Genomic DNA, 8,927 nt, shown 5'->3' on the forward strand with positions numbered 1-8,927 from the left:
CGCCCCGTCGAGCGGTGCATCCAGCGGAACGTAGCGGCCGTCGATCGCCGCGCGGAGCCGCGTGCGATCCGCCAGCGCCTCGGCATGCCCCCCGCTTTTCGCCGCGAGCCAGTCGAGCAGTTGATCGACCGTACTGATGTCCGCCGAAGGGATGATCTCCTCGCCGGCCTTGCCGATCCGTTCGCGCACCCAGGCAAAATACAAGAGCCGCAATGGCTTAATCCATATGCTTGAGGCCGACGCGCAGATAATCCCAGCCGGTGATCAGCGTCAGCCCCGCCGCCGCCCACAGGCTGAACAGTCCGACCCATTCGATCCACGGCTGCGTCGGCACCGCGCCGGCCAGGATCAACGCGCCGAGCGAGACGAGCTGGAAGGTCGTCTTCCACTTGGCAAGCTGGCTGACCGGGACCGAGACGCGCAGCTCGGCGAGGAATTCGCGCAGGCCCGACACCGCGATCTCTCGGAGCAGGATGACGAGCGCGGCGACCACCGGCGGCCCGTCGATCGCGCGGGTGAAGACCAGCATCACGATCACCGTCGCGACCATGATCTTGTCGGCGATCGGATCGAGGAAGACGCCGAGCTTGGACACCGCCCCCTGCGCCCGCGCGAGATAGCCGTCGAAATAATCGGTCACGCCGACCAGCACGTAGAGCAGGAAGGCCAGCCAGTAATCCCAGGGGGTCGGCCGCCACAGCAGCAGGACCATCACCGGCATCGCCACGATGCGCGACAGGGTGAGGAGGTTGGGCAGGGTGAGCATGCGAAACGACCCTTAGCGTGCCTCAGCCCGCCTGGGGAGGGGTGCGCTCGTGAAGAAGCACGGTGTTGCCATGATAGCTGCCCTCGCGAAAGACGCGAAAGCCCAGCCGCTCGGCGAGCCGGAGCGAGGACGCATTCTCCGGCGCGATGATGCACACCTGCCGCGCCGCGCCGAACTGCGCCTCGTGCCACGCCATCGCGGCGCGGATCGCCTCCCCGGCATAGCCGCGCCCCTCGGCCCAGCGCGCCAGGATCCAGGCGGCCTCCGGCGCGGGATCGAAATCCTCGCCCAGCCCGCGGCGGAAGTGCATCAGCCCGATCTCGCCCGCCAGCCGCCCGCTCTCCTTCTCCTCGACCGCGAACAGGCCGTAGCCGAACAGCGCCCAATGCCCTGCATAGCGCAGCAGCCGCGCCCAATTCTCCTCCGCGCTCTGCGGCTGTCCGCCGACGAAGCGCATCGTCTCGGTATCGGCGGTGATCGCGCAGCGCGCGGCATGGTCGGCGATGCGATGGGGGCGCAGGCGCAGGCGTTCGGTCTCGAGGACGACGGTCATTGGATCGTTCTGCTCAAGGCGCTTGGTGTTGTCCACGCATCTCGGCTATGGGCGCGCTCCGTGAGCATTGCCAGCGACATGGGCCCCGCCCTTTCATGACGCCTTCCCTGCAATTGCTCGGCAAGCGGCGATTCCTGCCGCTGTTCGCGACCCAGTTCCTGGGCGCGTTCAACGATAATCTCTTCAAGCAGGCGATGGTCCTGTTCGCGACCTATTCGATCTATTCGGATCCGAAGAAGGAGGCGGCGTTCAACGCCATCGCCACCGGCCTGTTCATCCTGCCCTTCTTCCTCCTGTCCGCGCTGTCGGGGCAGCTTGCGGACAGCCACGACAAGGCACGCATCGTGCGGCTGGTGAAGCTGGCAGAGATCGGGATCATGACCGTCGGCGCGGCGGGGCTGATCTTCGCCTCTGTCCCGCTGATGCTCGCGGCGGTGCTGGCGATGGGGGTCCATTCCACTTTCTTCGGCCCGATCAAATATGCGATCCTGCCCCAGCATCTGAACAAGGACGAGGTGCTGGGCGGCACCGGTCTGGTCGAGGCCGGGACCTATGTCGCGATCCTCGCCGGCACGATCGTCGCCGGGCTGATCGAGCCGCGCATCACCGCTCTGGTGGTGCTGGCGGTGGCGGCGCTCGGCTGGCTCACTGCGCGCGAGGTGCCGGCCGCTCCCCCGCCGGGCGAACGGCCCGCGATCGACCATCATATCGTCCGCGCGTCGATCACGCTCGTCTCGGCGACGCTCCACATCCCGCGCCTGTTCCTCGCGATCCTGTCGATCAGCTTCTTCTGGATGATCGGATCGGTGCTGATCGTGCAGTTCCCGCCGCTCGTGAAGAACGTCTTCACCGCCGATCAGCAGGTCGCCAGCCTGTTCCTCGCGATCTTCTCGGTCGGGGTCGCCATCGGATCGGTGGTGATCAACCGCCTGCTCGCCGGTCGCGTATCCGCGCGTTACTCGCCGGGGTCGGTCGTCGCGATGGGCGGGTTCATCATCCTGATGGCGGTCTGCGCGCATCGGTGGGAGGGGGCGGCCGACGGGCGCTATTTCACGCTCGCCGAATTCCTCGTGCATCCCGGCGCGCCGCTGGTCAGCGTCGCTTTGTTCGGGGTGGCGATCACCGGCGGCATGTTCGTCGTCCCGCTCTACGCCTTCCTCACCACCACGGTGGAGAAGGACCATACCGCGCGGACGGTCGCTGCGAACAACATCGTCAATTCGGGTGCGATGGTGCTGGGCGCGGTGCTCGCGATCGGGCTCGCGGCGGCGGGCGTATCGGTGACCAATTCGCTCGCCAGCGTCGCGATCCTCTGCCTCGGCGCGTCGGCCTTGTCGTGGCGGCTGCATCGCGCGTGCGACGGCGTCGACTGCGGCGGACGGTGAAGCGGCCGGCACGCGGGTGACGTCCCCCTGGTCCTCTCCGCGCGCCGCCTCTGCGCTGGCCGGCGCGCTCCTGACGCTTGGCGGGCTGGCAATATGGTTGCTCCATGCGGCGGTCGACCGGCCGCTGCTGGCCTGGCTGCGCATCGGCGCGCCGCACCCTCTCCTCGCCGTCGCCACCTTCAGCACGCACGGGGGGGGGGCGGCGGCGCTGAGCCCGGGGGCGCGGGCGGGCGTCGCGCTGCTGGCGCTGGCCGGCCGCCGGCGCGAGGCGCTCTGGCTGTTCGCGACGATCGCCTCGGGCCGTCTGCTGGTCGAAGGGCTCAAGGGCCTGATTGGCCGCACCCGGCCCGACGCGGCCGGCCGCCTGGTCGAGGTCAGCTCGGCCAGCTTCCCCAGTTCGCACAGCGCAGGCGCGATGCTGACGGTGGCCGCCATCCTCGCGGTGCTCCGCCCCCCGCCCCCGATCGCGATCGTTGCCTTGTCCTGGCCGCTGCTCGTCGGCCTCTCGCGCCTCGTGCTGGGCGTGCATTGGCCGAGCGACGTGCTCGCCGGCTGGGGCTTCGCGCTCCTCTGGGTGGCGCTGCTGGCGGCGTGGCTGCGCCGGGCCTAGCGCGTCCGATCAGGCCTCGCCGCGAAACTTGGCGGTGACCGTCGCCTCGATCCCCGCCGCCTTGAGCGGCATGGCGAAGCTGCGTTCGATCGCGTGCCGCGCGGCATCGCGCGCCAGCCGCATCGGCAGCGCCTCGCCCGCCTGGCGGACCAGCTCGCGCTGCCCGGCCGCCTTGTTCGCCGCGTCGAGCCGCGCCTCCGCATCGGTCAGCGCCATCAGCACGCCGCCCTCGCCATAGGTCTGGACCGCGCGCAGATCGACCTGCGGCGCCGAGACCGACAGCGGCGGCAACGTCACCGTCAGCGTCCGCGACGGCGCGTCCCACGTCAGGTCCTGCGCACGCAGCGCCGCGAGATCGAATTCGTAGCGGACCATGCCCGGCATGATCAGCGTCTTCTTCGCGGCAAAGCCGAAGCGGCGCTGCTCCGACGTGACCACCGCGACGAAGCGCGCCGCGAACGGCACCAGCACCGCCTGCTCGCGTACCGCCTGGAGGCTGGCGGCGGCGACCGTCACCGGATCGGGATCCAGCTCGCGCTTCAGCTTGAGGCCCAGCGCGACGATGATCGCCGCCGCCACCGCGACGACCAGCGCCAGCGCGCCGATCCATTTCACCACCGGCCGGATCATGCCGCGATCGCCCAGCACTCGCCGTCGCGCCACACCCGGTCGCGCGCCTCCAGATCGATCAGGTGCGCCAGCACCGATCGGCCGGCCGCGCCGTGCAGGCGCGGATCGAGCCCGCGATACATCGCCGCGACCATGTCGGGCACCGGTTGCGCCCCATGTTCGAGGAGGTCGAGACTCTGTCGCTCGCGCTGGCGGCGGTGTGCCGCCACCGCGCGAACGAACCGCTGCGGTTCTTCCACGGGATCTCCATGTGCCGGATAGTAGATGCGGTCGCTTCGGCCGAGCAACGTGTCGAGGCTGCGCATATAATCGCCCATATCGCCATCCGGCGGGCTCACCACCGTGGTCGACCAGCCCATGATGTGATCGCCGGTGAACAGCGCGCCGCTTTCGCGCAAGCCGAAGCAGAGGTGGTTGGAGGTGTGGCCCGGCGTTGCGACCGCCTCCAGCGTCCAGCCGGGGCCGCCGATCGTTTCCCCGTCCGCCAGCACGCGGTCGGGCCGGTAATCGGCGTCGAACGCCGCGTCCGCACGCGGGCCCGCATCGTCCAGCATCAGCGGCGCGCAACCGATGATCGGCGCGCCCGTCGCCGCCTTCAGCGCGCGGCTGGCGGGGCTGTGGTCGCGATGCGTGTGCGTGCACAGGATCGCGACGATCCGCTCGCCCGCGGTCGCGGTCAGGATCGTGGCGACATGGTCGGGCAGGTCCGGGCCCGGATCGATCACCGCCACCTCCCCGCGCCCGACGACATAGGTCTGCGTGCCGGTATGCGTGAAGGGGGACGGATTGGCGGCCAGGATCCGGCGGACCAATGGCTCGACCCGGACGGCGGAGGGGCAGATGGACGACACGATGCCCATGTGGGGCCTGCCCGCGCGCCTGTGAAGCGTTCCGGGGCAGAAGTGCGCCGAATTGCGGTTACGCGTCGCGACCCGAGCCGCTATCGCGAACGCATGAACCGCCCTTTCTGGATTTTCGCCGCCCTCCCCGCGCTGGCGGGGTGTGGGCAGACCTCGATACCCGATCAGCTCGCATCGCCGTCGGCGGCCCTGTGCGCGGACGATCGCGTGCGGCAGGCGCTCGCGCTCACGCTGGCGCCCGATACGCGCGGGGCGAAGGCGCGGATCCTGCCGGATTCGAAGATCGACACGGGCATGATGGATGGGCTTGCCGCCGGCCTTGGCTATGCGCTGACCGACACGCGGCTGGTCGCGGGCGATGCGGGCGCGCGCACGGCGGAGTGCGCCGCGACGCTCACCGTCTCCGCATCGCAATATGGGCTGTCGGGCACGCCGACGCCGATCCGCTACCGGATCGGGCCGACCGCCGCCGCGCCGGGTTTCGCCGTTACCGGGGATGAGGCCGCGCGCGACGCCGCGCAGGCGGCGTTCCTTCAGGCGGCACGCGGGCTGGATCCGACGCTCGCACCGGACGAGGCGGCCGCCGATCGTGCGCGCACGCTGCTCGAATCCGCGCCGACGGGGGCCGATCCGCTCGACGCGGGAACGACCAACGCCACGATCGATTTCCAGCGCGGCAATACGCGCTGAACCGGCGTCAGCTCGCCGCGACGTCGCCCTGCTTGATGAGCGCGGCGAGCTCGCCGCTCTCGTACATCTCCATCATGATGTCCGAACCGCCGACGAACTCGCCCTTCACGTAAAGCTGCGGGATGGTCGGCCAGTCGGAATAATCCTTGATGCCCTGGCGGACGCCCTGATCCTGCAGCACGTCGACGCTGGCATATTCGGCGCCAAGGTGGTCGAGGATCGCCACCGCGCGGCTGGAAAAGCCGCATTGCGGGAAGAGCGGCGTGCCCTTCATGAACAGGACAATGTCATTGCCCTTCACGGTTTGGTCGATGCGGGTACGGGCGTCTTCGGTCATGGCGCGATACTCAGGAAGGGGTTGATGTGGTCAGTTGTAGCGCGTGCAGCACGCCGCCCATCCGCCCGCCCAGCGCCGCATAGACGCGCTGGTGCTGGCGGACGCGCGGCAGGCCGCGAAAGCTCTCGGAAACGACGCGCGCGGCATAATGGTCGCCATCGCCGGCCAGGTCGGTGATCTCGACCACCGCGTCGGGAATGTCCGCGCGGATCATCGTCTCGATCTCCTCGGCGGTCATCGGCACCGCGCTTATTCCTCGATGCCAATAAGCTGGCGGCGCGCCTCGACGGTCGCGTCGTGCAGGGCCGCGCGCACGCGGGCTTCGTCGATATCGACCTGCGCGGAAACAAGATCCCCCAGCAGCTTGCGGATCACGTCCTCGTCGCCGGCTTCCTCGAAATCGGCCTGCACCACCGCCTTGGCATACGCGTCGGTCTCGGCGGCCGTCAGCCCCATCAGCCCCGCGGCCCACGATCCGAGCAGCCGGTTGCGGCGCGCCGTGATGCGGAACGCCATCTCCTCGTCGCGCGCGAACTTCGTTTCGAAGGCGCGTTCACGATCGTCGAAGCTGGTCATTCGTTTCTGCTCCCCAAGGCAATGTCGGCTCGAAGATAGGGAGGCGGACACGCCCGCGCAACAGAAGCGCGATCAGAACGGCCAGGCGATCGTCAGCATCGCGCGATTGCTCACGAACCCGCCGATACCGGCCTGTTCCCCGTGAATCGATGCCTTTCCGCCCAGAATGTCGGCCTCGGCGCGTACCGGCTTCTCGACGAAACGGTCGTCGGCCTCAATACGCAGGCGATAGCGCTCTTGCACATCCTCGCGCCCGCACACGACCACTTCGCCCCGGTTATCCCCGGCCGCGCAGCCGCGCTCCTCGGCGCCCTTCAGGAAATGGCGCGGGGGTGGCACCGTATCGGGCTGATCGGGGGGCGATGTCACGACGGCGAGCAGGCTCAGGACGATCACACGCATCTCCGGCGTACGAAGCCCGCAACCTCATCCGGAATTATGGCGCGACGATGGCGTCCCGCTGCCCGCTACAGCCAGGGCCGCTCGTCGGCCATCGCGGTTTCGTAGCGGCCGATCTCGGCGTCCATCGCCAGCGTCAGTCCGATCTCGTCCTGCCCTTTCATCAGGCAGTCGCGCCGGAACGGGTCCATCTCGAATACGAACCGGTCCTGGAACGGGGTGGTGACGGTCTGCGTCTCCAGGTCGACCGTGACCGGATGGTCCTTCGCGACCTCCATCAGCCGGTCAATCGCCGCCTGCGGCAGGACCACCGTCGCGATCCCGTTCTTGAACGCATTGCCCGAAAAGATGTCGGAAAAGGACGGCGCCAGCACCGCCTTCACCCCCATGTCGCCCAGCGCCCACGCGGCATGCTCCCGGCTCGATCCGCAACCGAAATTGTCCCCCGCGATCAGCACCGGCGCGCCGGCATAAGCGGGATCGTCGAAAACGTTGCCGGGCTCGGCGCGCACCGTCTCGAACGCGCCCTTGCCCAGCCCCGCGCGCGTGATCGTCTTTAGCCAGTGCGCGGGGATGATGACGTCGGTATCGACGTTCTTGCGCCCGAACGGATAGGCCTTGCCCTCGATCGTGGTCAGCGGGGTCATGCGACGGCTCCGGTTGCGCCGAAGATCGTCGGCTCGCGATAATAGGTTCTGGCGCCCGACGGGTTGTTGCGCCGGTCGCCATAGCGCACCTCGACCCCCGCCAGTTCGTCGGGATCGATCAGGCGCATGTTCACCGCCACGCGGTCGGACGCCCGATCCAGCATCGAATAATGCGTGGTCGATCCGCACGTCGCGCAGAAGTGAAATTCCAGTTCGGGATGATCGATGTCCGCGCGGACATAATCGGCCGGCGCGCCGTCGACCGTTACTTCGGTTCGACTGTAATAACCCCACAGCGCACCGAGCTTGCTGCAGACCGAGCAGTTGCACTGGTTGAGGTAAGCGGGCGCCCCGGGCACGCGCACCGTCACACGGCCGCAATGGCACGCGCCGTTCACGCCATCAGCTCGCGCACGTCGGTCAGCCGCCCCGTTACCGCCGCCGCCGCCGCCATCGCGGGCGAGACGAGATGGGTGCGCGCGCCCGGCCCCTGCCGCCCGACGAAGTTGCGGTTGGAGGTCGATGCGCAGCGCTCGCCCGCCGGCACCTTGTCGGGGTTCATCGCGAGACACATCGAACAGCCGGGCTCGCGCCATTCGAACCCGGCCTCGATGAAGATGCGGTCCAGCCCCTCGGCCTCCGCCTGGCGCTTCACCAGCCCCGATCCGGGCACGACCAGCGCCTGACTGATATTGCCGGCCAGGTGCCGCCCCTTGGCGACGGCCGCCGCCGCGCGCAGATCCTCGATCCGGCTGTTGGTGCAGCTGCCGATGAAGATGTTCTCGACCGGCACGTCCTGCATCCGCATGCCCGGCTCCAGCCCCATGTAGGCGAGCGACTTGCGCGCCGCTTCCTGCTTGGACGGGTCGGCGAAGCTCATCGGATCGGGCACCGCGCCGGTGATCGGGACGACGTCCTCGGGGCTGGTGCCCCAGGTCAGGCTCGGCGCGATCTCGCTCGCATCCAGCGTGACGACCGTGTCGTAGACCGCGCCGGCATCGCTCGGCAGCGTGCGCCAGGACTCGACCGCCTTGTCCCACGCCGCGCCCTGCGGCGCCATCGGCCGCCCCTTCAGATAGGCGAAGGTCGTCTCGTCGGGCGCGATCAGGCCCGACCGCGCGCCATGTTCGATCGCCATGTTCGCGACCGTCAGCCGCCCCTCGATCGACATGTCGCGGATCGTCGATCCGGTATATTCGACCACATATCCGGTGCCGCCGGCCGCGCCGATCTTGCCGATGATCGCCAGGATCACGTCCTTGGGCGACACGCCGTAGCCGAGCGTTCCGTCGACCCGGATCTCCATCGTCTTCGACTGCTTCAGCAGCAGGGTCTGCGTCGCCAGCACATGCTCGACCTCGCTCGTCCCGATGCCGAAGGCGAGCGCGCCCAAGGCGCCGTGCGCCGCGGTATGGCTGTCACCGCAGACCAACGTCGTGCCCGGCAGCGTGAAGCCCTGCTCCGGCCCGACGAC

15 protein-coding genes are annotated in these 8,927 nt (G+C 69.1%); 3 read left to right on the top strand and 12 right to left on the bottom strand.

Going from position 1 to position 8,927, the window contains the following annotated elements; translation table 11 throughout:
- The 3 genes from ACOJSF_RS01145 to ACOJSF_RS01155 form a co-directional block, all read right to left on the bottom strand.
- Positions 1 to 213, bottom strand: a 213-nt coding sequence (locus ACOJSF_RS01145; protein ID WP_420140408.1) for a MoaD/ThiS family protein, incomplete at its 3' end; no start/stop codon positions are given.
- Positions 214 to 217: 4 nt separating this feature from the next.
- On the bottom strand, positions 218 to 766 hold the full coding sequence (gene pgsA, locus ACOJSF_RS01150) for a CDP-diacylglycerol--glycerol-3-phosphate 3-phosphatidyltransferase (protein WP_420140409.1): 549 nt from the start codon (positions 764 to 766) through the stop codon (positions 218 to 220).
- 22 nt (positions 767 to 788) lie between these two features.
- Positions 789 to 1,355 (bottom strand): GNAT family N-acetyltransferase, encoded by a 567-nt coding sequence (locus tag ACOJSF_RS01155; RefSeq protein WP_420140410.1) that lies wholly within the window; start codon positions 1,353 to 1,355, stop codon positions 789 to 791.
- A 59-nt stretch (positions 1,356 to 1,414) separates the two neighbouring features.
- Between ACOJSF_RS01155 and ACOJSF_RS01160 the strand changes: the two genes are divergently transcribed.
- Both ACOJSF_RS01160 and ACOJSF_RS01165 read left to right on the top strand, forming a co-directional pair.
- Complete coding sequence (locus tag ACOJSF_RS01160; RefSeq protein ID WP_420140411.1) at positions 1,415 to 2,704, top strand: MFS transporter; 1,290 nt, start codon at positions 1,415 to 1,417, stop codon at positions 2,702 to 2,704.
- 16 nt (positions 2,705 to 2,720) lie between these two features.
- Positions 2,721 to 3,314, top strand: coding sequence for a phosphatase PAP2 family protein (locus tag ACOJSF_RS01165; RefSeq protein WP_420140412.1), 594 nt, complete (start codon positions 2,721 to 2,723; stop codon positions 3,312 to 3,314).
- A gap of 9 nt (positions 3,315 to 3,323) precedes the next feature.
- Here the strand turns inward: ACOJSF_RS01165 and ACOJSF_RS01170 are convergent, their stop codons facing one another.
- Both ACOJSF_RS01170 and ACOJSF_RS01175 read right to left on the bottom strand, forming a co-directional pair.
- A complete protein-coding gene (locus ACOJSF_RS01170) occupies positions 3,324 to 3,944 on the bottom strand; it encodes a DUF4230 domain-containing protein (protein ID WP_420140413.1) in 621 nt (206 codons plus the stop codon).
- Positions 3,941 to 4,804 carry an MBL fold metallo-hydrolase gene (locus ACOJSF_RS01175; RefSeq protein ID WP_420140414.1) on the bottom strand — a complete coding sequence of 288 codons (864 nt, stop codon included), beginning with the start codon at positions 4,802 to 4,804 and terminating at the stop codon, positions 3,941 to 3,943. Before ACOJSF_RS01175 ends, ACOJSF_RS01170 begins: the two co-directional genes overlap by 4 nt.
- 93 nt (positions 4,805 to 4,897) lie before the next feature.
- Between ACOJSF_RS01175 and ACOJSF_RS01180 the strand changes: the two genes are divergently transcribed.
- Entirely contained in the window at positions 4,898 to 5,494 is a 597-nt protein-coding gene (locus ACOJSF_RS01180; RefSeq protein WP_420140415.1) for a hypothetical protein, read from the top strand.
- Between the two features lie 7 nt (positions 5,495 to 5,501).
- Here ACOJSF_RS01180 and grxD read toward each other — a convergent pair whose 3' ends face one another.
- The 7 genes from grxD to leuC all read right to left on the bottom strand — a co-directional run.
- A complete protein-coding gene (gene grxD / locus ACOJSF_RS01185; RefSeq protein ID WP_420140416.1) occupies positions 5,502 to 5,831 on the bottom strand; it encodes a Grx4 family monothiol glutaredoxin in 330 nt (109 codons plus the stop codon).
- Between the two features lie 10 nt (positions 5,832 to 5,841).
- The gene (locus ACOJSF_RS01190; RefSeq protein WP_420140417.1) at positions 5,842 to 6,075 is read right to left on the bottom strand and encodes a BolA family protein; all 234 of its coding nucleotides are present in this window, start codon (positions 6,073 to 6,075) and stop codon (positions 5,842 to 5,844) included.
- Between the two features lie 5 nt (positions 6,076 to 6,080).
- Positions 6,081 to 6,407, bottom strand: a complete 327-nt coding sequence (locus ACOJSF_RS01195) for a DUF1476 domain-containing protein (RefSeq protein ID WP_420140418.1) — start codon at positions 6,405 to 6,407, stop codon at positions 6,081 to 6,083.
- 72 nt (positions 6,408 to 6,479) lie between these two features.
- Positions 6,480 to 6,809: a hypothetical protein gene (locus ACOJSF_RS01200; protein WP_420140419.1), complete on the bottom strand. Its 330-nt coding sequence runs from the start codon at positions 6,807 to 6,809 to the stop codon at positions 6,480 to 6,482.
- A gap of 65 nt (positions 6,810 to 6,874) precedes the next feature.
- On the bottom strand, positions 6,875 to 7,453 hold the full coding sequence (leuD, locus tag ACOJSF_RS01205; RefSeq protein WP_420140420.1) for a 3-isopropylmalate dehydratase small subunit: 579 nt from the start codon (positions 7,451 to 7,453) through the stop codon (positions 6,875 to 6,877).
- Positions 7,450 to 7,851: a GFA family protein gene (locus ACOJSF_RS01210; protein ID WP_420140421.1), complete on the bottom strand. Its 402-nt coding sequence runs from the start codon at positions 7,849 to 7,851 to the stop codon at positions 7,450 to 7,452. The genes leuD and ACOJSF_RS01210 overlap by 4 nt, the downstream gene beginning before the upstream one ends.
- On the bottom strand, positions 7,848 to 8,927 hold a 1,080-nt coding region (gene leuC / locus ACOJSF_RS01215), incomplete at its 5' end, for a 3-isopropylmalate dehydratase large subunit (RefSeq protein WP_420140422.1). The genes ACOJSF_RS01210 and leuC, both read right to left, overlap by 4 nt.

The sequence above is a fragment of the Sphingomonas sp. genome (assembly GCF_048594985.1).
Classification (GTDB): domain Bacteria; phylum Pseudomonadota; class Alphaproteobacteria; order Sphingomonadales; family Sphingomonadaceae; genus Sphingomonas_I.